We start from the raw sequence: 25,200 nt of genomic DNA, 5'->3' as shown, positions 1-25,200 counted from the left end.
CTAGCTGTGTCTGAGCGTTGAACATCTCCATGACCAGATGTGGAAGCGATCCTACACCAACTGTGCTGTACGAGAGGGTCTTCGGGTGCTGTTTCGCGTAAGCCACCAGTTCAGGCAGGGTCTTCACAGGCAGATCTTTGTTAACCAGGAATATTTGATCAGCGGTGACAGTCCTCCCGATCGGCGTGAAGTCGCTCAGTTTGTATGGGAGATCAGGAGTGATGAGCGGAATGGTAACCATGGTGACCCAGTTGGTAAGAAGGGTGTAGCCGTCCGGCTTTGAGGCAGCTACAAAGGCGCTACCCAGTGCCGAGGCTGCACCGGGTTTATTCACGACGATGAGTGGCTGTCCCAGGTACTTCCCCATGTACTCTGCAACGACGCGAGCGGCAAGATCCGTGATCCCTCCAACAGCATACGGGCATATAAACTGGATTGGCTTATTAGGATAGTCATCTTTGGCCCACGCTTGCGATCCTGTGAGTATGATGCAAAAGCTAACAAGAATAAGCAGCACAGTCCTTGCGTTCATGCATTCTCCCTTCTTATTCCCTGAGAATGTACAACTGTCTACGGCAGGCTCACTGGTTACAGCCCCGGTGTGAGAATGTTTTATCCCGTTTCTATCGCTGCTTGTCAAGGAAAACTAATCGTGCCAACCAACCGTGCCGTGCAAAGTCAAGCGCTGTTCGTCATCGGCAAAAGAGTCTTCCGTATTGAATCGAAGGAGCCGCACGACTGATTGGGCAATGATTGACTCGACATGGGGGGTGTGCTAAAGTTCGGCCAAATCTGATCTTCAATACCTGCGATGCGTTTGAGAAATGGAAATTCGTTTTAAGAAAGTGTGCTTAAAGACGTAGCCAGGCAGCCTGGCTGGAAGGCTGGGTATTGTCAAAAGTCTTATGAAAACTAGAACCTGCCGGAACACTGTTTCCTTCGCTGCTCCGCTCCGGGCGGTTGACCCACTAAAGTCTCGCAATCGCTCAATCTATACGCCCACCCCAGGGGTACCGGGTCGTGCAGATTGTCCTGCGGAACGTTCTTGCTCGCCCAGCGGGTGCCCCAATCCGTCCTTTACGTCGCCGCACCCGCAAGCGGGTACCCGAGGAAAAGTTCTTCCGGCAGGGCGGATTTTGACGATACCCAAGGCTGTTCAGGGAGGGGCTTATGAAAGAGGAAGTGATACAGGCTGACGTGTTGTGCGTCGGCGGGGGCATTGCCGGTCTGATGGCGGCGATCAGGGCAAGTGAGTCTGGTGCGAAAGTTGTGGTAGCCGAGAAGTCCAATACGGTGCACAGCGGATCAGCGGGAGTTGGAAACGATCACTTCCGTTGCTACATCCCGGAGATTCATGGCTCGGACATGAAGCCCAACCTTGAGGCACTCGTGCGCTCGCCTGGTGGTGGAGGGATGAGGCACATGAAATTCATGCGCACCTGGTTGGAGAAGTCGTTCGACATCGTGAAGCTTTGGGAGAGCTGGGGTATCCCGATGAAATATGAGGGACAGTACGAATTCGCCGGCCATGGGCTTCCCGGCCGTATTCTTACATCTCTTAAGTATTCAGGCAAAGATCAGAAAGTTATTTTGACGCGTGAGGCTCTGAAGCGCGGTGTGGCCATTATGAACCGGGTGATGATGTTTGACCTCATAAACAGCAACGGCAACCTGGTAGCATTGGGCATCGACACGAGAGAGGACAAGCTCCTGATCTACGAAGCAAGAAGTGTGATTCTGGGAACTGGGTTGTGTACGAGGCTCTATCCGAGTCCTACGCCGGGGCACATGTTCAATATTGCGTACTCACCCAATAATACCGGAGACGGGCGCGCAATGGCGTACCGGGCCGGCGCTGAACTGGCAAACCTGGAACTCACGATGCGGTGGGCAGGCCCCAAGTACTTTGCCAGGTGCGGGAAGGCGACGTGGGTTGGGGTTCTCAGGGATCCGGCGGACAAGCCTATAGGACCCTTTGTTACACAACCTGACCGGAAGCTGGGCGATGTCGCAGCGGACATCTGGCATTCGGCATTTGAAGACTTCGCCAAATCGGGCAAGGGCCCGGTCTACATGGATTGTCGAGGTATCTCAGATGAGGATTACCAGTACATGATTCACTGGTTGAGGAATGAGGGGAACGTATCGCTTCTGGACCATCTGGCCGAAGAAGGCATTGATATCAAGAAACAGCCTGTGGAGTTCTCCACCTACGAATTGCACCTCTCCGGAGGAGTCTATTACAACGAGAAGGGGGAGACATCCGTCAAAGGTCTTTACGCGGCAGGAGATGAGATATTCGGTGCCATCTCATGCGCTGCAACATTCGGTTGGATTGCAGGAGAAAGCGCCGCGGCGTATTCACGAAGCGCTGCCTTCCCGCGTGCGGAAGAGGCGCGCGGACATGTCGAGGCAAAGAAACAGATACTGCACGAGATGCTCAGCCGGGCGAGAGGCCCGGGATGGAAAGAAGCCAACGTGGCCCTTCAGCAAATCATGCAAGATTATGCAGGCCCGATACGGTCAGAAACCTTGCTCTCAGCCGGGCTCACGCACCTGCGCAGGCTCAAGCAAAAGATAGCTACGGCCCTTACGGCTCGCGACCAACACGAGTTGGCGAGGAGCCTCGAAATAGTGAACCTTGCTGATCTTGCGGAGCTTCTGTTTCTTGCCGCTCTGGAAAGGAAGGAGACGAGAGCGGGACATGTGCGTACTGATTATCCGTTCACGAACCCTTTGCTTGAGAAGCTGCTCATGGTGAAAAAAGGCGAGAGCGGGCCTGTGATGGAATGGAGAGAGGTAGAACGTTGAGGAGGAGCGTATGCCACCGCTTATAGACGAGAAGATCTGCACCCGCTGCGGTGCTTGCGTGGACGTGTGTCAAAGTGATGTTTTTGTGATGACGGCAAAGAATGAGCTGCCTTCTGCTGTTTATGCGGATGAGTGCTGGCATTGCGGCGCATGCGTGGCAGAGTGCCCGGCCGAGGCCGTCACACTGAGAGTTCCGCTACCAATGATGATTTGCTGCAAGTAATCGCGCTCCCAATTCCTTGCGGTGAGGGACTGCTATCTCCGCCTTCCCCGTAAGTGCATCTAAAGGTTTTCGCGATAGCTTAGACAAGAAGTACACCTCGTAGTTCTCCTGTCTTCGGCGCCCGACGACTGATGTGAATTTCGAAGAGCGCCGGCAAGAATCCAGCCGGTACACTAGAGGATCGAAGCTTCTTCCGAATAGAGCACCTTGACGTGCTTTTTTTACGGTCTTACTATCCTCGCAGGAGGGAAGCGCCATGAAAAAGTTCATCTTCACCGCAGTACTTTGTCTGATAGTTGCCGTTTCATATGCGTATGGAAAGAATGGGCATGGCGGTGGCCGCTCCTCTGGTGGGTCTCGCACTTTCTCGACCGGACATCCCGGAGGGGGATATCACGGAGGCGGTGGAGGCCGTTGGTACGGCGGATACGTCCGTGGAGGCCACTATTACGGGGGGCATTATTATGGCGGCTACGGCAGGTATTACTACAGAGGCTATGCACCCAAAGGTGCCATATTCGGTGCTTTTCTCGGCGGACTCGTTATCGGAGGCGTGTACAGTCCGTTCTGGTGGCCTTTTTACGCGGTACCGGTCCCTCCGAGCTACTATGATCCCTATTATCAATATCCTTATCCCCCACCTCCCTATGTGATAGAAGTTCCTCCGGCTGAGGCCACTACTGCCTATCCGCAAGAGCCTCCTGTAGCGGCACCGCCGGCAGAAACAGCGCCAGCACAACCAAATAAGTGCTATGCGCCAAAGACCGACTCGAATGGAAATATAGTCAAAGAGAATGAGAATATGATTCCCGACTTCTCGAAGCCTGTGCCGTGTCCTCCGCAATAGGGAATATAATCGGCAATTTACATGGGCCCGGTGCCGGTTGAGCAGTCGGGGATATAATCCGCACCGCCCGTGGCGCAACCACAGCCAAAGCCGTACGGAGAGCGTAAGCTGCCACCATTGCAGGTTGGAGGAAACCCCGCAGCGGTGCCGTTGCTGCAAGCATAGCCCACACTGCCACCGCTACCGCATCCGGCCGCATTTCCTGTATTGCAGGCGCCTGCCAGATGGTGAGAACCGGAGGTGCAGTTTCCATGAGCACGCCTCTCCTGACCCAGTAGTTCCAGCCGTGGCTGCTCGTAAACGACGGTACCAGGACAGGGTTGGTGCGACGGTGGAACTTTGTGGGGAATATTCTCGGCCACGCATGCAGCATGGAGTGATGAGCATTGCCTGTCGTTACAGCTCCGTGCTCCCGCATATCCCGCCAGGCCGTTTTCTACCAGATCCTCAACGAAGGAGGCTATATGCTCACGTGCGTTCTGCTGCAACGTCGGCACACCTCTGCGCAGGGCTGCGAGTAGATCATTGATTGAATGCTCTCCATCCAGGAGCTTCCAAACGTAAACACCGACGGGATTCAAGCCGAAACCATGGCCCGTATCAGGGTCAAAGAGAACCGCCCAATCGTCAAACTCTTCACGGATGACGACATGAGGATTGGCAAAAGGTCTGTCCCGGTTTTTCATGTGGTAGATGCACGCTGTTCTCTGTGCGTCACTGTCTGTAAAACTTACAGGATTCATGCAAGTTATATGCCTGGTACCCACAATGCTCAATATGGCTGTTACAGCGCTTCCCACATCTTGACTGCATCCTGATACCTATGCATGGACAACTTTTTTGTGGTAAGTTTAAGGCTAGAGTCACGCATATGAAGCCGGTTACCATAGAAGTGGTGAGCCATCTCCTCACGACCTACAGCCACTGTATCAGGTGTGGACTCATGTTTAGAGAGTCTGGGCTGGAACGAGAGGTTACGAACAAGGACAGGGAGGAGTACCCGCCTGACCTGCAGGAAGAATCTCTGAAACTCTCCGAATGGATGTGTGAGCTATCAAGGCTTTACAGGCATCGTGTCCGCATCCGTCTCATAGATGCCAAATCACCCTTGGGCATCTACAAGTCCCTACTGCACCGCTTTCGTACGTATCCCACCTTTATCATCGAGAAGGAAGACGTGTACAGCGGGTGGAATGAGCAAGAGCTCGAAAGCCTGCTCGACCTGCGCATAAGAACCGCCAATCAATGAATCTCAACTTTGAAAGACTCACTTGGATGTGACTCTGATCGGCGACCATTGCAGCGGGAGTGACCGGAGTCCGCCGGGTCCGCAATCGTCGGTTACGGGAACGCATTGTGCAGCAGCAGAGGTACTCTATTTGATCTCGACAGAAGAAGAGATTGCTCTTGAGAACCTCTACTTTGAATCCAGATACGTGTGGCTCAGGTAACCCCATATATTCTTGACCCAGTTCTTGTGGGTCTGCCCCTTGATGTGGTTGCCATCCAGATACATTGCTTCGATCGGTCTCGGTGTCCCCAGGGTCGAGGCGATGTACTGCATCTTAGCGGTTCTCTCGAGGATGGCGCAAATGGCGACGCACGCCTCCGGAGATTCTCCCACAGTCACTGCTCCATGTCCTCTCACCAGAAGCGCTGGGCTGCCCCCGAGGGCTTCCGCCAGTTCCTGCCCCAGTTCCGGCCTGTCGATCTGCCCGGGGTAATCCCAGATGGGCACGGCGGGATGAAATATAGCTGCCCTGTGATAGACAGGAAGAATCTTCACACCGGCAATGCTGAAGCAGGTGGCCATTTGGGGATGGCAGTGGATCACCGATGCAACGTCCGGCCGGGCAGCATAGATCTTTGTGTGGATGAACCGCTCGCCTACGGCCCCAAGCTCACCCTCCACCTTGTTGCCTTCCATGTCGATGGTGATGATGTCGTCAAAGGTTAGGGTGTCCAGGGTTCGGGCCTGGTCGTGCAGATGCCCGGGCATGCAAATCAGGTTTTCACCCGGCACCTTGACGCTCAAGTGGCCCGTATTGAGCTCCATGAGCTCATCGCGAAGAAGGATCTTCATGCCATCCACGATCTTCTGTTTGATCTCATCCACCTGGCTGCTCATTGCTCCCTCCCTTTATCCTCCGTAGATGTCCGACAAGCCGCGATATACGGCTATGTATCAGGGAGAATATAGCGGGTTATTCCATGCAAGTCAATCAGGCGACGATCCCCGTCGAAGTGATGAACGTTCGGAAAAGCGTCTTGACTTGACGAGCGATGTTGCAATAGAATTCGACGTTATCAAATCCCGTATAAGATCGCATCAAAGGTCTCAACGTGCCGATTCCAAAAAAATGTAAAGAGCCGGTCTTTCTCTTCAACGGGTTCCTCCTGGCAGCGTTCGTTCTTATGTATCACCAGACCGGCCGCTTTTCTGAAAGGGCGCAGAAATTCCCCAAATTCGTCCTTGGAATAGGCATTCTTACCCTTACGTTCTGGATGGTGTCCTATATCATATTCCCCGCCATCCTCAGATTCACGGAACAACAGGCGGAGAAGGAAGACGAAAGAACCGAAAATCGTGCTCGGTATTACTGGTCATGGTTCTGCATAGCCGTCTCCATCCTGACAGGCTATCTCTTTGGATTTGTCTTCGTCGTTCCCGCGGCCTTCCTCAGCTATGGTCTCATCCTCGGCGAGAGAGGCAAATGGCTTTCCTTGATGATCGTCATGCTGGCCATGACGTTCGGCTTTTATATCGTCTTCTATCGGATACTGCATATTCCGGTGCTGAGGGGCGTGATTCTGAATGTCGAGTGAGAAGGATTGCGGCTGAATGGTAGAGGTAGATTAGCTCCGTATGGTGCCTTTTGATATCATCCTCCAGGGGATAGCCGCAACCTTCACGGTTCAGAATCTCTTGCTACTCCTGTTGGGTTTGATCGTGGGAGTGGTGGTCGGGATTTTACCGGGAATAGGGCCTGCCGCGGGCATGGTGCTTGTTCTGCCTTTCAGCGTGGGCCTGCAGGCAACCAGTGCCCTGGTCCTCATGAGCGGTGTCTATTTCGCCTCGAGTTACGGCGGTTCAGTCGCGGCCATCCTTGTTAACACTCCCGGTGAATCGGCAAGCGCCGCAACACTCCTCGATGGGTATCCGATGACACAACGGGGGCGAGGCGCAGAGGCGCTTGGTATCTCCGCGACGGCCGCCTGCCTGGGTACTGTCTTTGGAGTTCTGGTCCTGGCTTTTACGGCTCCACTGCTCGCCTCTCTCGCGCTGCGCTTCGGTCCGGCAGAGAATTGCTTACTCGCGCTTTTTGCCCTTTCTGTGATTTCCGCAATCGTCAAACGAAATCCCGTCAAAGGCCTGATCTCCGCGTGCATCGGGCTCGTTCTCGCAACAGTCGGATCAGATGAGGTCAGCAATAGCATCCGTTTCACTTTCGGACTGCGGGCCCTTGAGGATGGAATACCTTTTGTGCAGACTATGATCGGCCTCTTCGCCATTTCTCAGGTCCTCACGTTGTCCGAGCAGAATCAGGCTATCAGCAGCGTGGAACTCGCCGGATCCGGATTCCTCACAGGTTTCAAGACGACGTTCAAACATCCCTTCACACTCCTCAGGTCGTTTATGATAGGGTTATGGATAGGAGCGCTTCCCGCGGCAGGAAGGAGCACGGCGTCCTTTATGGCCTATGCAGAAGAGATGAGGGTTGCCAAGGACAAATCACAATTCGGAAAAGGAAATCCTGTCGGGGTCATCGCGAGCGAGATGGGTAATAACGCATGCGCCATGGGAGACCTCATTCCCACTCTTAGCCTGGGCATACCCGGAAGCGTTGGCGCTGCAGTCTTTCTCGGGATTATGATCATCTTCGGCGTCATTCCGGGGCACAAGGTCTTCGTCGAACAAGGAACAACTATCTACGGCCTTTTTACCGCGTTCTTTATCGAAAGCCTTCTGGTATTGGTTTTAGGACTGACCTATGCGAAGTATTTTGCCAAGATTGCTCTTGTCCGGAATGATCTGATCGTTCCCATCATCCTGGTCTTTTCGCTGCTCGGAAGCTACGCGATCCAGAACTCCTTTTTTGATATCTTGATTACCGCAGTTTTCGGTGGCCTTGGCTATTTCATGAATAAGCACGGGTATTCGCCCATTCCCCTCGTTCTCGCGCTGGTTCTGGGACCCATGCTGGAGAAGAATTTTCAGAGGGCCCTCATCATGAGCGATGGATCCTATTCGATCTTCTTTCACTCGGGAATCAGCCTTGTTCTGGTGGCACTGACCTTTTTTTCTTTGCTCTATCCTTATCTTTCGCCTCTCATGAAAGCGCGGAGGATGCGAAGCCGTTGAGGCGGTTGCTCTATCGATAAACATGTTAAGGAGATTTCAGACGTGCACCTTATGAAAACATTGTGGGTTCTTCTACTGATTGTCTCGATTTCTTTCTTTCTCGGCCAGGCCGCTTCCGCCGAGGAGAAATTCCCCAGCAGGCCTATCAGAATGGTTATCACCCACGCAGCCGGCGGAAGCGTGGATCTCCCGGGAAGGGCGATGGCGCAATACATGCAGAAATATCTCAAAGTCCCCGTACAGTGCGAGAACATGCTGGGAGGAGGAGGTCGCAAAGCGATGGAGTATGTCTTCGCTGCAAAACCCGACGGATATACGATCGTCACCAGTGCGTTTCCCTCGCGGCTTATAGGAGAACTCGTCTATAAGTCCAAGTACAAGATGAAAGAATATGTCCATCTGGGAAGCTGGGTCGGAGGGGACTACCGTACGGTGTTTGTTGCTAAAGACTCAGCGTTCAAGGATTTCAAACAGGTGTTCGATGAATCGAAAAAAAGAAAGATCAATGTGGGAGGCGGTGGGGGCCTTGGGTCGACGTCCCAACTTCAGATCGTGTATCTGAAGGAACTTGTCAAATTGAACCTTAATTTTGTGCCTTTCGACAGTGATGCGGAAGTGGCGGCTGCTGTCCTGGGAAAACATGTGGATATAGGCACCGGTCCCCTTTCTGGTGCGATACGCAATCATAAATCGGGCGAGATACGGATTCTCGCTGTCCATGCGCCCAAACGTATCAAGGAGATTCCCGAGGTCCCGACCATGAAAGAACTGGGGTTCGACGGGGTGATTATCCCCTACGGCGTTGGAGCCTGGGCGCCACCCCACACGCCGAACGACAGAGCGAAGATCCTCGCGGATGCTATCATGGCATCCTGCAAAGATCCGGAATTCATCAAATGGGCCGAGAAGACCTCAACAATGCTCGATCCGATGGGCCCGGAAGAGTTTTATAAGGTTACCCTGGAGGATTACAGGAGCATCGAGAAGGTGCTACCTCTCCTGATGAAGGAGAAATAGTCCGAGGCACCAAAAATATTTCAACGCACACCTTCCCGCAGGGCTCCTGCGCTCTCACATCTCATCTATTTCTTGAGTTTCGGTGCAGGGGCTTTATCGGTGGTAAATTTGAACGTACCGCCGTCTACAATCTCGGAACTCTTTTTGACGTGGGCTATCTGCCATACGTATTCGACGCTATATTCTAGCTTCTCTTTCGGTACCGCAAAAGTTTCGCCCTTGATGTCATTTGCTTCCAGAACGGTATCTCCACTGCCGCCCTTTCTCACAATCAGGAGCGAGGTACTTGCCGTGTCAGGAGGGTTCTTCCATGTCAGGACGGGTGTCAAAGGCACGAGGCCGGAAGGACTGACCGGAGGGTCAAAAGTTTTCATATTCTTGGGATCAACGTTGGGGTGTGCCTTCAGCCACTCCTTTATGGATGTCACTTTGACGACGCCCGTTGTCTGCCCGTTTTTCACCTGGGGATTGTTCGGGTCTACCTCAGGATGCTGTTTCAGCCACTCCTTGATATTCGTGACACTGACGATGTGCCCCTCGGCGTAGAGATTACGGACAGTATAAGTGAATGCACCAACGAAGAACGTAAGGCTAATCGCCGCCACCACTGTCACAACTCCTCTTCTTCGCATGCCTAAACCTCCTTTGATGTTAGAAGTAGTTCATATAGATTCATTCTTCATTGTTCACGAAAAACGAATGCTACCGATTGCGAACGCAAAACACTGTCTGCTGCTCTTTTCATCGGCTGAAACGCTTCAACACATAAGTGGTGTTACCTGCTCCGTTCGGCGTCTTAAATCGTTGCAGGCGTGAGCACTCGATCAGGCGACAGCCGGAGAAGAAGACCTCATACCGTGGAGACATGCAGATGGGTCATCGAAAGTGCCTGAGTCCTGTTGACAGGCATCCTCGCTCTTGAGTAGCATTGTAGGAGAAAAGCTCGGGATGACAGGCTTGGCCTGACAGGAGGACAGGTTGAAAACATTAAAGGGGACTCAAACCGAAAAGAATCTTCTCCTTGCGTATACGGGCGAGTGTCTTAACAGGAATCTGTATACCTTTCTTGCCTCGCAGGCACAGGAGGAAGGGTACGAACAGATCGCCGCAATTTTCTCGGAGACTGCAGACCATGAACGGGAACACGCGAGGCAGCTGCTGAAGATTATTCAGACGAGCGATATAGAACTTCCTTCCATGGTTTACCCCCTGAAAGGGATCGGTGATACCCTTTCGAACCTGGAAACCGCAGTCGCAGGTGAGCATTATGAGCAGACCATCATGTACCCTGATTTCGCAAAAGCGGCCGATGAAGAAGGCTTTTCAGAGATCGCCCAACTGCTCAGGCATATCGCCATTGTTGAAGCCATGCATGAGGGACGGTATCGTGCGCTGCTCGACAATGTGAAGGAGGGCAGGGTTTTCAAAAAGGGCACGGTTGTGAAATGGAAGTGTCGTGTATGCGGCTACGTGAAAGAAGATAGGGAGCCTCCGGACAAATGTCCTGTATGCGGCTATGGCCGTACCCATTTCGAGTTGTTTGCGGAGAACTACTAGAACGGAGTCAGTGTCTTCCCTCGATGTGCTTTTCCCATAGCGCCCTGGAATCGATAGGCTGCAGCTGCTCGTTGTATTTAGGGTTGCCGCCGGTAAAGTGGTAGTAATCCAAATGCTTGCTCTCGTAATACTCACCGGTCGTCATGTTGCGCATGCCCCAACTATCGCTGCGATAGACGGTGCCTCCTTCCATGGAGGAGACCCAGTCCTGCTGGCCCCTGATGTAGCTGGTGCGCTGGTAGTCTATGTACTCCTGGCTGCGCTGTCTTTCGTCATATGCTGCCTGCATCATCTGATGTATTTCAGATGCATTCCGTGTGACCATAGCTGAAGTCTGCTGCTGGAGCTGGCGCAGGCGCTGCATGCCTTGGGCCACATAATTGGCGGCCCAGCGGTCGTCGATACGGTACGATTGGAGCATGGTAACGAAGTTCGGTAGAAACGCGTCGAACTCATCTGCGCGTGCCGCCACGGTCATGTGCCTGAACGTCCAGTTCGCGCCTGAGCGCGCACCGAAAGAAAGGCCCAGGGTATAGCCCTTGTCCTTGCCGGTCTTGCTGTCAAACGTGTAGATCATCTCTTCTATCGTGAGGATGCCTGTGTAAGCCTGGGACATCTGCTGGACAAGATCCTGTCTGGGAATAACTTTTTCAAAGTGCATATTGGCTGCGAGGCCTATGCGCCCCGTGATGAAAGGCCATGCCTGCTGCGGCGGCATGTAGGGCGCGGTAATGACTCCGGGCACATTGACGCGCATCTGAGGCGATATCAGTTCCACGGCTCCGACAATGAAGCTGCGACCGCGCTCCCGATCGCCCGCCGCAAACGCACCTTTGCCGAACTCCCGGCATTGCCAACCCTGAGGCATTTGGAAGGATGCTGACCCGTCACGCAGGCGGTATGGTACAAAAGAAACCCGCTCAGCCTGTGCGCCTTTACCCTCTGAAAAGCCCCCTTTCATCACCCGGATGTTGGAGAGAATGGTGAGAAGCAAGGGTTTGGCCGTGGCGAGTTGCCCCTCAGGAGCTTCGATGCTCTGGTAGGTAAATTGAGTGCCTGTCATAGTAATCCACGCTTTGAATTCCTTGCGCTCCCGCTGCAAGCCTGTGTAGGCGCCATCGAACGTTGCCTTCGTCCTGTCCGGTGAAAACATGGCATTGCGGAGCTGTAGATCGGGGAAGCGTCGGCCTATACCTCCGGCAAAACGCTTGGCTAGGGCCGTTAGGTCGTTGCCGGTGGGACTGGCGCCCGTGAATAGAGCAACCTCGTACGACCCCGAAGGGTCAGCGGCAGAGACTGTTTTGAAGCCGGGTTGAGTACCTTCGCTGATCCTCCACCCTTTGGGCGCATAAAGAACGAAGGTGGCCTGCTCCGATACATACTTCTGCATCGGCCCAAAGTCCGCCGCCTGGGCAGCCTGTTTGACGGAAGCTGATTTCTGACTTTCCTGACTGCGGCTCGCACCTTGGGCTGATACGACCTCAGGCGAGTGCGAGCAGACTCCACACAGGAACACAGTAGACGCGATAACAAAACGAATGCACTGCCGAAGGTTCATGGCTGATACCTCCTGACGAGCAGCGTCTTTTCCTCAGTCTAATCCGCCTCTCCGTTTTTAGCAAGTGTCGCTGAAGGCTGGTCAGAGGAGAGCCCGGCCGGTGAGATTCAATCAGGTGCTGGTACAGTTCGCCGATAGCGCGATGCGCCAAGCATTTGCTCAATGGTCCTTGTAGGGGTTCGCGTAACGGGAAATGTGAGATCGGCGGCGACGTGGAATGTGCGTGGCACCTTATTGTGGATCGATTGACGAGAATGGACCGGCTTGATGAATGCGAGAAGATTTTTCCCCTCAAGAGGTGGCGTGCGGATAGTGCAGGCGGACCCAGATCGATACGGCGCACCGCCAACAGCCCGTCAAGCTAAACAATCTGCCAGCCCGTGGGAATCTATTTCCAGATTACGAATTCTTTTTTCTGCCGAATGGAATGTGTAGCCTTCTCATTCTGGCCCGTAGCGTGCTGGGATTTACTCCGAGAAGCAGCGCGGCTCCATTCTTGCCTTCTATCCTTCCGTGAGTCATTTCCAGCACTCGCCTGATGTGCAACGCTTCCATCTCCTCGAGTCTCAGGCTCGATGATTGTTCGGACCTTCCAGGCTCAGCCGTTGTTTGGGAAGGGATCAGGTCCGTGAACGTAAGGGGTTTGCCATCCGACTGGATGAGCGCCCTCTCGACAACATTGGCGACTTCTCTGACGTTGCCGGGCCACGCATACTGCATGAGCCGATCTATAGCTCCCGGGCTCAACGTTGGAGCCATGCGAAGGCCCATCTCACGTCTCTTCTTTTCGATAAAATGTTCGACCAGGGCAGGGATATCTGCTTTTCGCTCCCGCAGCGGCGGTATATGAATAGGGAAGACGCCGAGGCGATAGTAAAGGTCATCCCTGAAGCTTCCCTCTGCCACGAGCTTTTCGAGACTCCTGTGAGTGGCTGATATTATCCGTATGTCAACCTTTATGGGATTCGTGCCGCCCACTCTTTCAATCTCTTTTTCCTGAAGTACACGCAGAAGTCTTACCTGCGCCTGCGGAGGGAGTTCGCCCACCTCGTCGAGAAAAATTGTACCCCTATGGGCCCTCTCAAACCTGCCCCTCCTCTCTGTCAAAGCTCCGGTGAAGGAGCCCTTCTCATGACCGAAGAGTTCGCTGTCGACCAAGGATTCCGGAATCGCGCCACAGTTGACAGTGATCAAGGGACCGCTGTTTCTGAGGGATAAACTATGAATGGCGTTTGCGATGACCTCTTTACCCGTCCCCGTCTCACCGGTGAGCAGCACCGGGCTTGTGAGGGGCGCGACCTTGACTACCTGCTCAAACACCTGTCGCAGGCCGAAGTCGGCGCCCACTATGGTGTCTCCCAGGCCTCTCCTCAGTTCGTTTTGTAGATACCGGTTGTCATCAGCGAGAAGGTCCTTCATTTTCAGGAGCTCGTAATATTTTCTGCTGTTCGCCAGCGCGATGGCTGTTGGTTCATTCACGAGCGACCAGAGTCTCGCGTGCCCTTCAGTGTACCTGTCTTTTCCGTTTGCGCGAACGATCAGGGAACCGACGAAATTGTGCTGGATCACCAGTCTTCCGACAATCAGTGAAGAGTCAGACCAGCGGTACTGAAGAGCCAGCCTTTCCATTATCGGATCCTGCAAAGCATCATTAGATATTCGCACGCGGGGATACTGCTCAACATGTTCTAGCTGTTTGCGCATATCTGTTCCCATGGTTATTTTGTCTCCTCTGTCAACTCCTCCCTTCTCATCAGCGGTTGTCACGACCTCCAGAAAGCCGAATGCCGGGTCGAAAACAGTAAGTATCAGTTCATCGGCAGGCAGAGCAGAACGGACATACAGAAGACAACGCCACAAAGCCTCCTTCAAATCGAAGCTGCCGCATATCCGTAGCGTAAATTCCCGAAAAAAGTCATTCTCCTCCATGGTGCCTCCGCGCGTTCGTTCAAGCTGCCACATGTGATAGCTTACACCATTTCCTCAATATATGACAGTTTGTTTCTACCAAATGTAACAGCATGTGCCGAGCACGCCGCTAAGTACTTGATAAATAAAGATAAAAAAGACCGAATAGTTGGGCATGTTTTGTGCTCTTTATGAGGCAGGAAATAGCTGACGGGAAAACATATGGTCTGGATGGAAATGATTCGGCTGCGAACAACGGAAAGTCAGAGTGATGTTGCGCTCAATTTGCTCCATCATTCGGTCAGTAGGGCGGTTGAGGAGCCGGGGCTTGTGCAGGTTCATCTCTATAACAGCGCATCGTTTCGCAACGACCTGGCGCTCAGCTTGATATGGAATACACATGTTCCCCGACAACAGGGAAGCCGGATGGGCTTGAGTATAAGGGATACGCTCGACAGGTTTGGCCTTGTAGAGTACTCGATATGGCTGGAGAAATAAACGAAGCTGTGGAACATAGCGTGGGCGCTCATGCCGGTTTTGCCCTTTCGCTGGCAGGGCTGGATCGTAAGGTGCTCTACACAACCCGTTCGAAATTCATCGGTAGCTTCCTTTTGGTGGCTCTTCTCGTGGGGCTTGTCTCTATCTACACGGGAAGACAACTTCTCAATAGAACCGTATTGAGCCAGACAGAAAGCAGGGTGAGCCTGGACCTGAACGCGGCGCAGAAGATTTATCAAGGGCAGGTCGACACTGTGTTAAAGACAGTTACTACGGCTGCTCTGGACAAGGAATTCCAGGACCTGATAAAGAAGGATGAGACTGAAAAGCTCAGCATGAAATTGAGGGCATTGGCGGAGCGGGGCGGACTCGATTTTCTAGGGGTTGCCTCCCCGGAAGGAATTGTCATCAGCAGGGCGCGGCCTGCTGTTCATGCAAAACCAGGTAAGACGCCCGGATATTATAACCCTCTCGTGGAGTACGTGCTCAAACATGGTTCGAGCATCGGAGGTACTGTTGTGCTGGAACCTTCCTTTCTCATGGCCGAGGACCCGGATCTCGTAAAGCAGGCGCGCACGACGCTCGTCCCCACTTCCATGGCAGCTCCTCGCCCGGAGAAAGAGGAGCTGGCAGGAATGGCAATGGGAGCGGGAAGCGGTCTTTACGAGGGAAAGAAACTCATCGGCGTATTGTATGGCGGACAACTCCTGAACGGCAACCATTCCTTCGTTGATGGTGTTCGTGACGCGCTGTTCCAAAACGACATGTACGAAGGCAGGAGTATCGGTGTGACAACTATTTTCTTGGGGGATACAAGAATCTCAAGCAATGCGTGCAGTCCCGGCGGGAAACGGGCCATAGGAACACGCGCGTCAGAGAAGGTGCGAAGCACAGTTCTTGACAGGGGTGGCCGCTGGACAGACAGGGCTTTCGTGGTGACCGACTGGTACCTGACCGCATACGAACCGATCATTGATATTTTCGGAAAGCGCGTAGGGATGCTCGCCACCGCCGTGTTGGAGGCCAAATACCGCGACGTGCAGCAGCGGGCACTGATTCCTCTGGTTTTTGTGACTGTCGCAGGCATGCTCGTCGCCATCTCCATGGGCTTTTTTCTTTCGAACAGGATCACGAAACCGATTCGGGCGCTTATTGCTGCGAGCCGTAAAGTTTCCGAAGGTAATTTTGCTCCGGAGATTGGTCCCAGGTCGAAAGACGAAATGGGTGTATTGCAGAAGACCTTTGTGGAGATGCTTGCTTCTCTGCAGGAGAGAGACAAACGCCAATCTATGGAGAGCGAGATCAAGCTTCTTCAGTCAGAAAAGCAGGCGAGCATCGGAAGGCTCGCTGCGGGCGTTGCCCACGAGATCAACAATCCTTTGACTGGTGTCCTCACCTTCACGCATATGCTCCTCAGGAGAAAAGATATAGACGAGGCGATGAAGGAAGACCTTACCATCATTGCGAAAGCCACAGAGAGGGTCCGCACGATTGTCAAAGGTCTGCTCGAATTCTCGAGAGAAACCATACTGGAGCGCGAGCCGGCTGACCTCAACGAACTCGTCGCCTCTGCTGTGAAGCTCGTGGAGAATAGCGCGCTCGTCAAGGGCGTCAAACTCTCCTTCAGGCCAACGCAGTCCCTTCCGCTTCGACGTGTCGACAAGAGTGCGATGCAGGGTGTGATCCTCAACATCATTATGAATGCCCTTGATGCGACCAGCAAGGGCGGATCGATTCTCGTCACCACAAGTGTGGTCGATTTCGGGAAGACAATCGAAATTGGCGTCAGCGATACGGGGCACGGTATTGCCCCCCAGGACCTCGAAAAGATTTTCGAACCCTTCTTCACCACCAAGGACGTCGGTCAGGGAACAGGTCTTGGTCTCTCGGTTTCTCTGGGAATTGTAGAACGGCATGGAGGATCCATTCACGTTGAAAGTACTCTTCACAAAGGAAGCGCGTTCATTGTGCGGCTCCCATCAGGAGATGAGGATGAACACTAGAAAGATTCTGGTGGTGGACGATGATCCCACCGTCCTTCATTGCTGTCAACGAATACTGGAGCCGGAGGACTATCATGTGTCGTGTGTGCCGAGCGCGGACGACGCGTTCGACAACCTGGAGATGGGATATTTCGACCTGATGATCATGGATGTGAAGATGCCTGAACAGGACGGCTTCTATCTGCTGCGTAAGGTGAGGGAGAAATGGCCACTGGATAGATTTCTCGAACTGCCGGTGCTGGTGATGACGGGGTATCCCACTCAAGAGACTCTGAGGGAGCTTAAGAAAGGCGGCGCCCGTCAAATCATCTCCAAGCCCTTCACGCCGGACGAGCTTCTGGCAGCCGTGAAAATAGCCCTAGAAAGGAGTAAGAGAAATGGAGAAGAAAAAAGCATTGGTGATTGATGACGAGCAGATCGTGCTGGACAGCGTGAGAAGAATTCTTGCCGCGGAAGATTTCGATGTCGAGACCACGTCGAACAGCAGGGAGGGGATCGCGCTTGCGCTGGATAACACCTATGACATCGTGCTTACCGATGTTCGCATGCCTCAAGTAGACGGCATGACCGTCTTATTGAATATCAAGAGTGCGAAGCCTTCGACGCCGATAGTTGTCATGACCGGTTATGCCACGGTGCGTGCTGCGGTGGAGGCAATGAAGTACGGCGCCACCGATTACATCCAGAAGCCTTTTACGCCTGAAAAGCTCGTCATGAGAGTGACGGCGGCGATCGATAAGGCTGCTTAGTATCTTGTGAATCCTTTGACAGCCGCTTCCCGCAGGATTAGAATTCTTCCTGTAGGAGCAGCGTCATAAAAAGGTTTCTTTTGGTTGTTGTGCTTTGTTTGGGGATCGCTCTCCCGTATGCCGACGCAAAGGGTGGGCAGGCCGGGGGCGCTCGAGGAGGGGCCGGCCGTCACGGAGGCGTGTCTGCGAGTCACCCCGGCAGAACAGCAATTCAATCTCTGCCCTCCACCGGCACGAGAAGCTATGGTGTATCCGGAGGAGGTTTTAGCGGAGGAAGTCGCGGGAGTTATGTCTCCGGGAGTTATTATCAAGGACATTACTATCCCGGAGGATATTACGGGGGTAACGAGAGGTACTATTATCGTGGATATGCTCCGCACGGCGCGGTCTTCGGGTTTTTTCTCGGGGGAGCAGTTATTGGCGGTGCCCGCACCACCTTCTGGTGGCCTTACTATGCCGTAGCGGTGCCTCCATCCTACTATGATCCTTACTATCAGTATCCCTATCCTGCACCTCCCTACGTGATCGAAGTCCCTCCAGCCGAAGCTACTACAGCTTATCCGCAAGGACCCCAGATAATAGAAGTCCCTCCGCCCGGAGTTCCTGCCATCTATCCAATAGGACCTCAACCAACGCCGACAGCGCCAAATCAGTGCTATGCACCAAAGACTGATGCAAGGGGAACTATAATCAAGGAGAACGGGAACATGGTTCCTGACTTTGCGAAGCCGGTGCCCTGTCCGAGCTGACTGTTTCTCACACGTATATCATCTTCCGCGTCATCCCTCCATCCACAACATAATTGACGCCGGTAATATAGGATGCTTCAGGCGAACAGAGAAAGAGGGCAGGGCCGGCAATGTCTGCAGGTGTTCCTACTCTACCAACAGGCTGTTGCTCCTTGTCTTCTTTAGTCAGCTCTGCGGAGTGAGCCCGCGAGCTCTTTTTCCACTCCGAGACTTCGATCCAGCCGGGGCTGATACAGTTCACGCATATCTCAGGTGCCAGGCTCATGGCTAACGCATGAGTGAGCGCCACAATGCCTCCCTTGGAGGCAGCGTACGCCTCGGTACGGGGTTCAGACATGAGAGCCCTTGTGGAGGCGATATTGACTATAGACCCTTTCTGCTTGCGCAGATGGGGAGCGGCATGCTTGGCGCAGAGAAAGGTGCCGGTAAGGTTCACGGCAATAACCCGATTCCATGATTGGACGCTTAGCTCTTCCGGAGGGCCTGATGCGGCAGTGGCAATTCCTGCATTATTGATCAGTATATCGATTCGGCCGAATTCACTAGCAGTATCGGCTACGGCCTGTTTCACCATCTCCTCGTCGGCAACGTCAGTTTCGCGAAAACGGATGATACCGAGAGACTTATATTCGACTTCTGTTTCCTTGCCTGCTTCAACATCTATTTCTGCGATAACTACTTTAATGCCGTGTTGAAGAAAGTGGCGGGCGATTCCTCTGCCGATGCCCTGGCCTCCTCCTGTTATAATAGCTACTCGTGTGTCATTCATGGGGTCCTCCATCCTGGTTTTACGATATTTGTTAAACTTGCGCTGGCTCCGACCGTTTCCTTCACTCGCTAAGCGTGTCCGTATTATATCGCCAAATAGAGAGGTGATGGGAAGTGTACGCCGGTCCGGAGAAATAATGTTGTGGAGTTCTGGAAACTGTGGCAGACTCAAGGGGAATGACGGGAAGGATAGTGACTGGATTCGATAAGTCTCTTGAACTGATGGATCGACCGGAGATCACCTACAGGTTGTTCTTCCCCCGCCGGGAAGAACTCGACGAGCCCAGGCCTCATAATGGAACCGCTCATGCCATTGTGGTTGCAAAGGGCATTTCCATCGGGTGCATGTTTTATCCCGCAGGCAAGGACGGGCCCAACATCCTCTATTTTCATGGGAATGGCGAGATCGCTGCGGATTACGATTACGTTGCGCCGCTCTACAAGCGACACGACTTAAACCTGTTCGTTGCCGACTATCGTGGATACGGCACAAGCGACGGAAGCCCCTGCTGCAGCGCAATGATAAGGGATGCTTTTCCTCTATTTGAGGGATTCGTTGCATTCCTCCGTAATGGCGGATATGGAGGCGCCCTGTTTGTAATGGGTCGCTCCCTGGGCAGTGCTCCCGCGATCGAGGTGGCCTACCGCTATCAGGATAGGCTTTCAGGGCTTATCGTGGAGAGCGGCTTTGCAAGCCAGCGGAAGCAGCTGGAACGGCTGGGCGTCATACATCTCTTTGCAGGAATAGAGGAAGTGGTGGGATTCGGCAACGACGTGAAGATTCAGCAGGTGCACATACCAACGCTGATCATTCATGGGGAAGAGGACGAAATTATACCGGTATCCGAGGGGAGGGCGCTCTATGCGCTCTCAGGAGCCGAACGCAAGCGGTCTTTCCTCGTCAGCGATGCCGGTCACAACGATTTACTGGAGAGAGCAGGAGCAGACTACATGCGAACGATAGTCACCTTCACGCAGGGCTGCCAGGGCGAACCATTTCCTGCGCGGACTATGAACGATGCCTGAAACGGGCACGTCATCGGTGCGTGTACCCTATGGTTACTTCATTGTTATTGCCTGCTTTCTTATAGAAGGCTGCGGCATCGGGGCGTACGTTGCATTCAGCGTCTTCTTCAAGCCGCTGCTCAAAGACTTCGGTTGGTCGCGTGCTACCATTTCGGGTGCAAGCTCTCTCGCGTATCTTTTGATGGGATTGATCGGTATTGTTGCGGGAAGCCTTAATGACAGGTTCGGCCCGCGCATTGTTATGGCACTTACCGGTATCATCTGCGGCATAGGCTATTTCCTGCTCTCGCAGATCCAGTCGAGCTGGGAGCTTTACGTGCTCTATGGCCTCCTGGTGGGCACAGGTCTCAGCTCTGCCGATGTGATTCCGCTGACCGTCACCGCGCGATGGTTTCTGCGGCGCCGGGGAATGATGACGGGCATCATCAAGGTAGGGACCGGCAGCGGTCAACTCGTCATGCCATTGTTGGCTGGCGCATTGATCATGGCGTACGGCTGGCGCGCTGCATTCGTCGGCTTTGGCATTGTGGTAGCAGTGGTTCTCATCGGCGCCGGTCAGTTCCTGCGAAGGGATCCCGGTGTCAAGGGGAATGTGCTGGATGGGGCAGGCGCTCATGCTCGCATGGCTGAGGGCGCACGTGAGGATGGGCTCTCGTTGCGTGAAGCTGTCCGAACGCCACAGTTCTGGCTATTCTGCATCATCACCTTTCTTGTGATGAACTGCCTGCTCACGATTCTGATGCATGTGGTCCCCCATGCAAGCGATATCGGTCTCGATCCGATCAAAGCCGCAGGAGTCGTATCGACAGTCGGAGGGGTAAGCATGCTCGGGCGTCTTCTCACGGGCTTTCTGATCGACAGGATAGGCACGAGAAAATCGATGACCATCTGCTTTATTCTGCTGATAGCCGCTTTTCTCTGGCTGCAGGTTGCACACAATGCCTGGATGCTCTATCTGTTCGCTGCGGTCTATGGCGTGGCCCACGGCTCCTTCTTCACCCTTATCTCACCCACGGTTGCTCGTCTATTCGGCATCAGTTCCCACGGGGTACTCGTCGGCATCATCCTGTTCAGTGGAAACTTCGGAGGGGCGATAGGCCCTGTGCTGGCCGGCTACGTTTTTGATTTGACGAACAGTTATCAGCTGGTCTTTCTACTGCTCGCCGCAGTTTGTGGTGTTGCGTTGCTGCTCACGCCCCTGTTGAAGCCGGCAGTTCAAAAGGCATGAAGCTAAAATACAGGTAAGAGGCCGGCATCAGAAGTTCGCGCCAGCCAACCAGTTCTCTATCCGGTTAAACGCTTCGCTGATCTCCTCTTCGGTCCCGCCGAAGGAGAAGCGGATGTGGCCTTCGCCGGATGGGCCGAAGCCGTTGCCGGGAACACTGATTACCTTTGCCTCGTAAAGCAGGCGGAGTGCGAGGTCCATGGATTTCAGGCTCCCGGGTACGATCCTTGGGAAAACATAGTACGCACCCTGCGGCTTCTGGTAGGAGAAAAGAGAAGAAAGCCTGTCCAGTCGGGCGCAAGCCAGGTGTCTGCGCGCGTCCAGTGCGGCGACGAGCTCTTGAATGAACCTGTCTCCCTCGCCATCGTGCCCGTTTGTGGCCCTGAGAGCAGCCAGCGCGGCATACTGCGAAACAGTCGGAGCACAAATCGCAAACGCATCGTGAACTTTGAGCACCTGGTCGATGAACCGAGAAGCAGCATACATGTAGCCAACGCGCCAGCCGGTCATACAGTACATCTTTGAGAAGCTGAAGGCAGCAATCAGGCGTTCCTTTAATTCGGGTATTGCTGTGAGGCTGGTGTGGCGCAGGGGGGAGTAGACGAGGAAATCATACGCCTCGTCAGTGATAACAAAGAGATCCTGCTCTATCGCAAGCTCGGCGATACCCCTGATCTCTTCGGAGGAAAAGGCAGCGCCCGTTGGGTTCATGGGGTTGCAGATGAGGATGGCTTTGGTGCGCGGTGTCACAGCCTTTTTCATCCCGGCGATATCGATCCTCCATCCTTCCTCTTCGAGCAGGGGAACGAACACAGGCACGCCCTCGGCAAAAAGGATCTGCTCGATGTGCGAAGCGTAGTTGGGCGAAGGGACGATCACTTCGTCTCCCCGGTCTACCAGCGCGCTGATGGCCCCTGCGAGTGCCTCCATCGAGCCGCAGCTTATGAATAGCTCCTTTTCAGGATCGACCGATATGCCCCTGGTCCGGTGAAGATGCGTGGCGATCTCTGCTTTGAGCTCCGGCATACCGGGCTGCAGCGAGTACTTGCCGATCCTTTCATCTTCGCGCAATGCCCGTATTACCGCATCTGTCACGAAAGCAGGCGTGCCGAAAGAGGGGATTCCCTGACCGAGAGAAACAGCGCCGGGCACCTTGCTTGCCAGCACGGGCATCTGCTTGATGGCAGAGACGGTGATCTGCGCGACCCGCTTCGAGATGCCGCGCAGATCCTCCTCTCTGCCCACACTCTTGTATGCCGATCGATCTTCCATTAAACGGATCCTTTGCTGTCAGTCCTCAGTCGAAAAAATCAATCGATTGTTTCCCGTAGCCCATTCGCGCATCCATGGATACCATAAACCTGGTCAGTATGTCTCTCTCTGCAAAGAACTTGACTGCACGGTGAAAGACCGTATTCGGCTTATTCCACGGGCAGACACGGACGCAGACCGAACAGTGCGATCCATTCTTTGCCCACCAGTCGAGGCATTTCATGGCATGGACAGGCCACTTCAGCATACCGCGGCTATTCGATTCGTCCCAGGGTTCATCAGTACGCGCTCCTGACTTGAGCGCGCCGCTCGGGCAATGTTCGGCACATCTTTCGCATTTCTCGCAAAACGACTGGATACCGATGTCGATGGGTGGATCGACTTCCAACGGAAGATCGGTGAAGACTTTTCCGATCCTGCAACGCGGCCCGAACTCCCGCGTCATAAGTAATCCCATTCGTCCCATCTCGCCCAGTCCCGCATCAACGGCAAAAGCAATGTCTATACCCAGTTCATTGACCGATGGAATCGCGCGATAACCTATTTCACTGATGTAGGTCGCAAGGGAGCAGGAGGTGAAGCCCATCTTCGCATATATCAGGTCAGTGTCTGCCTCGACCGCAGGAGAGCGTTTCACCATCTCATAGCCCATCTCCTGGATAAGCACAATGACGTACTGACAGGCTTCAGGGATTTCGATCGGGTCCCCGGCTTTTGCCGCGCCCGAGTAGTAGGCGTTCTGGTCTCCCCAATGACTGTAGACCCAGGACCGGTTCAGCTTTGCAATGCCCACCAGGTCCGCACCCAGCCAGCGCGCCACCCTCTTGATGATTCGCGTAAGCTGGGCCGCCGTCATGTTTTCCGTTTTGAATTCGCGGTTGAACTGCGCTGCGATCTCTCTCCCGTACTGGGTGCGCCGCATGACATAATCTACCGTGCGGCCTGCAACCCAGAGACCATGATCGAGAATAGTTTTTCCTTTTACATTCTTCCTGATGTTTTCCACGCTTCTGTCGTGCATCTTGTCGTACTTGCTACCGCCGGCGTCATTGCGGCCACGGCTGAACCCTCCTCTGCGATCGTCGAACCGTTCGATCGGGCCGGTGATGAACTTCTTGTATGTCGGTTCATTCAGAATCTTCATCGTACAAACCTCGTCAATCCGTCGAATAGTGTGTTGTGCGTGGCCTGTCTCATATGCCCAGGTAAGCTTTCTTCAGGTGTTCGTCTCTTATCAGATCTTTACCGGCGCCGCTCAGCACGATCCGTCCGTTTTCAATGACATAAGCTCGATGGGACATATTGAGGGCGTTGAACACGTTCTGTTCCGAAAGAAGGATAGTTACGTTGTCCTTGTTGATCTGCTCCAGGAGTTGGAAGGTTTTTTGTACCAGCATGGGAGCCAGTCCTAACGAGGGCTCGTCAACGGTAAGGAGGGTAGGGCGGGCCATGAGCCCCCTGGCGATCGCGAGCATCTGCTGTTCGCCGCCGCTCAGCGAACCGGCGAGTTGCTCTCTGTGATCGTAAAGTTCCGGAAAGAGTTCGTATAGCTCCTTTAATGACTGGTGCAGATCGATGTCTGATTTCCGGATATAGGCGCCCACCTCCAGGTTTTCGCGAACAGTCAGAAGTGGAAAGACGCGCCGGCCCTCGGGGATATGCACGATACCGCTCTCGACGATGCCGTAGGGAGGCTTTCCTACCAGTTCTCTTCCCTTAAACACAATTGACCCCAACGTCTTTTTCAAGAGTCCAGAGATGGAGCGCAGGAGCGTACTCTTGCCGGCCGCATTAGCTCCGACAATGGAGATGAACTCTCCTTCATGGATTTCGAGGTTGATGTCGAAGAGGACCTGAACATCGCCATAATAGACATTCAAGTTGTTAACCTTGAGCAAGCAGGTATTCCTCCCCGAGATAGGCTTTGATGACTTCGGCATCCGATGCGATCTGTGAGGGTTCCCCCTCTGCAATCTTTTCACCGTGGTTGAGCACGATGATCCTGTGTGAGAGTCCCATGATGACAGCCATGATGTGCTCTATGACGAAGAGGACAATACCTGAGTCGGCAACTTGTCGTATCAGCTTGATCATCTCCTGCAGTTCTGCCGGGTTAAGTCCGGCCATCACTTCATCGAGGAGGAAAAGCTTAGGAGATGTAGCGAGGCCCTTGGCGATCTCCAGCCGCTTTCGGTCGGCGATGGTCAGGTTTCTCCCGAGCAGATGTCTTCGATCGTGGAGTCCGACGAATTCCAGAACTTCTTCTGCCCTTTTCTCTGCCTTCCTGACGCTCTTCTCTCTGTTGAGAGCCCCGATCATGACGTTCTTGGTTACGGATATGTTGCTGAAGGGTCGCGTAATCTGAAAGGTCCGGCAGAGCCCCAAGCTACAGATCGCTTCAGGCGGCAGTCTGGTGATGTCCATATCGTTGAACCTGATGTAGCCCGTTCTGCTCCTGTAGAACCCGCTGACCACGTTGAAGACGGTGGTCTTCCCGGCTCCGTTAGGACCTATTAATCCCACGACCTCCCCTTGTTGAATAGAGAAGCTGAGATCGCTGATCACGGCATTGCCGCCGAACCATTTACTTATGCCGTGCACGTCAAGCATGGGACATTTCGCTCCA

26 protein-coding genes are annotated in these 25,200 nt (G+C 53.8%); 15 read left to right on the top strand and 11 right to left on the bottom strand.

From position 1 onward, the window contains the following. On the bottom strand, positions 1-532 hold a 532-nt coding region (locus tag VMT71_14885; GenBank protein ID HVN25256.1), incomplete at its 3' end, for a tripartite tricarboxylate transporter substrate binding protein. 638 nt (positions 533-1,170) lie between these two features. Between VMT71_14885 and VMT71_14880 the strand changes: the two genes are divergently transcribed. From VMT71_14880 to VMT71_14870, 3 genes are all read left to right on the top strand, one after another. Beyond that, a complete protein-coding gene (locus VMT71_14880) occupies positions 1,171-2,811 on the top strand; it encodes an FAD-binding protein (GenBank protein HVN25255.1) in 1,641 nt (546 codons plus the stop codon). 10 nt (positions 2,812-2,821) lie between these two features. After that, positions 2,822-3,034, top strand: a complete 213-nt coding sequence (locus VMT71_14875; protein ID HVN25254.1) for a ferredoxin family protein — start codon at positions 2,822-2,824, stop codon at positions 3,032-3,034. 256 nt (positions 3,035-3,290) lie between these two features. After that, positions 3,291-3,881 carry a hypothetical protein gene (locus VMT71_14870; protein ID HVN25253.1) on the top strand — a complete coding sequence of 197 codons (591 nt, stop codon included), beginning with the start codon at positions 3,291-3,293 and terminating at the stop codon, positions 3,879-3,881. A gap of 17 nt (positions 3,882-3,898) precedes the next feature. Here VMT71_14870 and scmD read toward each other — a convergent pair whose 3' ends face one another. After that, a complete protein-coding gene (gene scmD, locus VMT71_14865; protein ID HVN25252.1) occupies positions 3,899-4,624 on the bottom strand; it encodes a SynChlorMet cassette protein ScmD in 726 nt (241 codons plus the stop codon). A 128-nt stretch (positions 4,625-4,752) separates the two neighbouring features. Here scmD and VMT71_14860 point away from each other — a divergent pair, with 128 nt between their 5' ends. Then, the gene (locus VMT71_14860; protein HVN25251.1) at positions 4,753-5,130 is read left to right on the top strand and encodes a hypothetical protein; all 378 of its coding nucleotides are present in this window, start codon (positions 4,753-4,755) and stop codon (positions 5,128-5,130) included. Between the two features lie 168 nt (positions 5,131-5,298). On the opposite strand, the gene VMT71_14855 is transcribed toward VMT71_14860, so the two are convergent. Continuing rightward, complete coding sequence (locus tag VMT71_14855; protein HVN25250.1) at positions 5,299-6,009, bottom strand: class II aldolase/adducin family protein; 711 nt, start codon at positions 6,007-6,009, stop codon at positions 5,299-5,301. Between the two features lie 215 nt (positions 6,010-6,224). Here VMT71_14855 and VMT71_14850 point away from each other — a divergent pair, with 215 nt between their 5' ends. The 3 genes from VMT71_14850 to VMT71_14840 are packed head-to-tail and all read left to right on the top strand — an operon-like array spanning position 6,225 to position 9,261. After that, positions 6,225-6,707, top strand: a complete 483-nt coding sequence (locus VMT71_14850; protein ID HVN25249.1) for a tripartite tricarboxylate transporter TctB family protein — start codon at positions 6,225-6,227, stop codon at positions 6,705-6,707. A 40-nt stretch (positions 6,708-6,747) separates the two neighbouring features. Further along, a complete protein-coding gene (locus tag VMT71_14845) occupies positions 6,748-8,244 on the top strand; it encodes a tripartite tricarboxylate transporter permease (protein HVN25248.1) in 1,497 nt (498 codons plus the stop codon). Positions 8,245-8,295: 51 nt separating this feature from the next. After that, a complete protein-coding gene (locus VMT71_14840; protein ID HVN25247.1) occupies positions 8,296-9,261 on the top strand; it encodes a tripartite tricarboxylate transporter substrate binding protein in 966 nt (321 codons plus the stop codon). A gap of 65 nt (positions 9,262-9,326) precedes the next feature. Here the strand turns inward: VMT71_14840 and VMT71_14835 are convergent, their stop codons facing one another. After that, on the bottom strand, positions 9,327-9,893 hold the full coding sequence (locus tag VMT71_14835; GenBank protein ID HVN25246.1) for a hypothetical protein: 567 nt from the start codon (positions 9,891-9,893) through the stop codon (positions 9,327-9,329). A 346-nt stretch (positions 9,894-10,239) separates the two neighbouring features. On the opposite strand from VMT71_14835, the gene VMT71_14830 reads away from it, so the two are divergent. Next, positions 10,240-10,818: a rubrerythrin family protein gene (locus VMT71_14830; protein ID HVN25245.1), complete on the top strand. Its 579-nt coding sequence runs from the start codon at positions 10,240-10,242 to the stop codon at positions 10,816-10,818. Positions 10,819-10,825: 7 nt separating this feature from the next. Here the strand turns inward: VMT71_14830 and VMT71_14825 are convergent, their stop codons facing one another. Together VMT71_14825 and VMT71_14820 are read right to left on the bottom strand one after the other, a co-directional pair. Next, positions 10,826-12,376 (bottom strand): hypothetical protein, encoded by a 1,551-nt coding sequence (locus VMT71_14825; protein HVN25244.1) that lies wholly within the window; start codon positions 12,374-12,376, stop codon positions 10,826-10,828. A 399-nt stretch (positions 12,377-12,775) separates the two neighbouring features. Continuing rightward, positions 12,776-14,305 (bottom strand): sigma 54-interacting transcriptional regulator, encoded by a 1,530-nt coding sequence (locus tag VMT71_14820; protein HVN25243.1) that lies wholly within the window; start codon positions 14,303-14,305, stop codon positions 12,776-12,778. A 201-nt stretch (positions 14,306-14,506) separates the two neighbouring features. Between VMT71_14820 and VMT71_14815 the strand changes: the two genes are divergently transcribed. The 5 genes from VMT71_14815 to VMT71_14795 all read left to right on the top strand — a co-directional run bounded on the left by VMT71_14815 (position 14,507) and on the right by VMT71_14795 (position 18,283). Beyond that, on the top strand, positions 14,507-14,782 hold the full coding sequence (locus VMT71_14815; protein HVN25242.1) for a hypothetical protein: 276 nt from the start codon (positions 14,507-14,509) through the stop codon (positions 14,780-14,782). Next, positions 14,767-16,785, top strand: coding sequence for an ATP-binding protein (locus VMT71_14810; protein ID HVN25241.1), 2,019 nt, complete (start codon positions 14,767-14,769; stop codon positions 16,783-16,785). The genes VMT71_14815 and VMT71_14810 overlap by 16 nt, the downstream gene beginning before the upstream one ends. Then, positions 16,775-17,191: a response regulator gene (locus tag VMT71_14805; GenBank protein HVN25240.1), complete on the top strand. Its 417-nt coding sequence runs from the start codon at positions 16,775-16,777 to the stop codon at positions 17,189-17,191. The genes VMT71_14810 and VMT71_14805 overlap by 11 nt, the downstream gene beginning before the upstream one ends. Next, on the top strand, positions 17,163-17,534 hold the full coding sequence (locus VMT71_14800; GenBank protein HVN25239.1) for a response regulator: 372 nt from the start codon (positions 17,163-17,165) through the stop codon (positions 17,532-17,534). The genes VMT71_14805 and VMT71_14800 overlap by 29 nt, the downstream gene beginning before the upstream one ends. Positions 17,535-17,614: 80 nt before the next feature. Next, positions 17,615-18,283, top strand: coding sequence for a hypothetical protein (locus VMT71_14795; GenBank protein HVN25238.1), 669 nt, complete (start codon positions 17,615-17,617; stop codon positions 18,281-18,283). A 7-nt stretch (positions 18,284-18,290) separates the two neighbouring features. Here the strand turns inward: VMT71_14795 and VMT71_14790 are convergent, their stop codons facing one another. Next, on the bottom strand, positions 18,291-19,052 hold the full coding sequence (locus tag VMT71_14790; GenBank protein HVN25237.1) for a glucose 1-dehydrogenase: 762 nt from the start codon (positions 19,050-19,052) through the stop codon (positions 18,291-18,293). A 158-nt stretch (positions 19,053-19,210) separates the two neighbouring features. Between VMT71_14790 and VMT71_14785 the strand changes: the two genes are divergently transcribed. Next, positions 19,211-20,077 carry an alpha/beta fold hydrolase gene (locus VMT71_14785; protein ID HVN25236.1) on the top strand — a complete coding sequence of 289 codons (867 nt, stop codon included), beginning with the start codon at positions 19,211-19,213 and terminating at the stop codon, positions 20,075-20,077. Continuing rightward, on the top strand, positions 20,070-21,305 hold the full coding sequence (locus VMT71_14780; protein HVN25235.1) for an MFS transporter: 1,236 nt from the start codon (positions 20,070-20,072) through the stop codon (positions 21,303-21,305). The genes VMT71_14785 and VMT71_14780 overlap by 8 nt, the downstream gene beginning before the upstream one ends. Positions 21,306-21,332: 27 nt before the next feature. On the opposite strand, the gene VMT71_14775 is transcribed toward VMT71_14780, so the two are convergent. The 4 genes from VMT71_14775 to VMT71_14760 are packed head-to-tail and all read right to left on the bottom strand — an operon-like array spanning position 21,333 to position 25,184. Beyond that, entirely contained in the window at positions 21,333-22,574 is a 1,242-nt protein-coding gene (locus VMT71_14775) for a pyridoxal phosphate-dependent aminotransferase (GenBank protein ID HVN25234.1), read from the bottom strand. A 25-nt stretch (positions 22,575-22,599) separates the two neighbouring features. Next, on the bottom strand, positions 22,600-23,718 hold the full coding sequence (locus VMT71_14770; GenBank protein HVN25233.1) for a reductive dehalogenase: 1,119 nt from the start codon (positions 23,716-23,718) through the stop codon (positions 22,600-22,602). A 49-nt stretch (positions 23,719-23,767) separates the two neighbouring features. Beyond that, on the bottom strand, positions 23,768-24,472 hold the full coding sequence (locus VMT71_14765) for an ABC transporter ATP-binding protein (protein ID HVN25232.1): 705 nt from the start codon (positions 24,470-24,472) through the stop codon (positions 23,768-23,770). Beyond that, a complete protein-coding gene (locus tag VMT71_14760; GenBank protein HVN25231.1) occupies positions 24,459-25,184 on the bottom strand; it encodes an ABC transporter ATP-binding protein in 726 nt (241 codons plus the stop codon). Before VMT71_14760 ends, VMT71_14765 begins: the two co-directional genes overlap by 14 nt. Between the last annotated feature and the right edge of the window lie 16 nt (positions 25,185-25,200).

The sequence above is a fragment of the Syntrophorhabdales bacterium genome, assembly GCA_035541455.1.
In the GTDB taxonomy this organism is placed as follows: Bacteria; Desulfobacterota; Syntrophorhabdia; order Syntrophorhabdales; family WCHB1-27; genus JADGQN01.
This window is presented reverse-complemented; position numbering and strand designations above follow the sequence as displayed.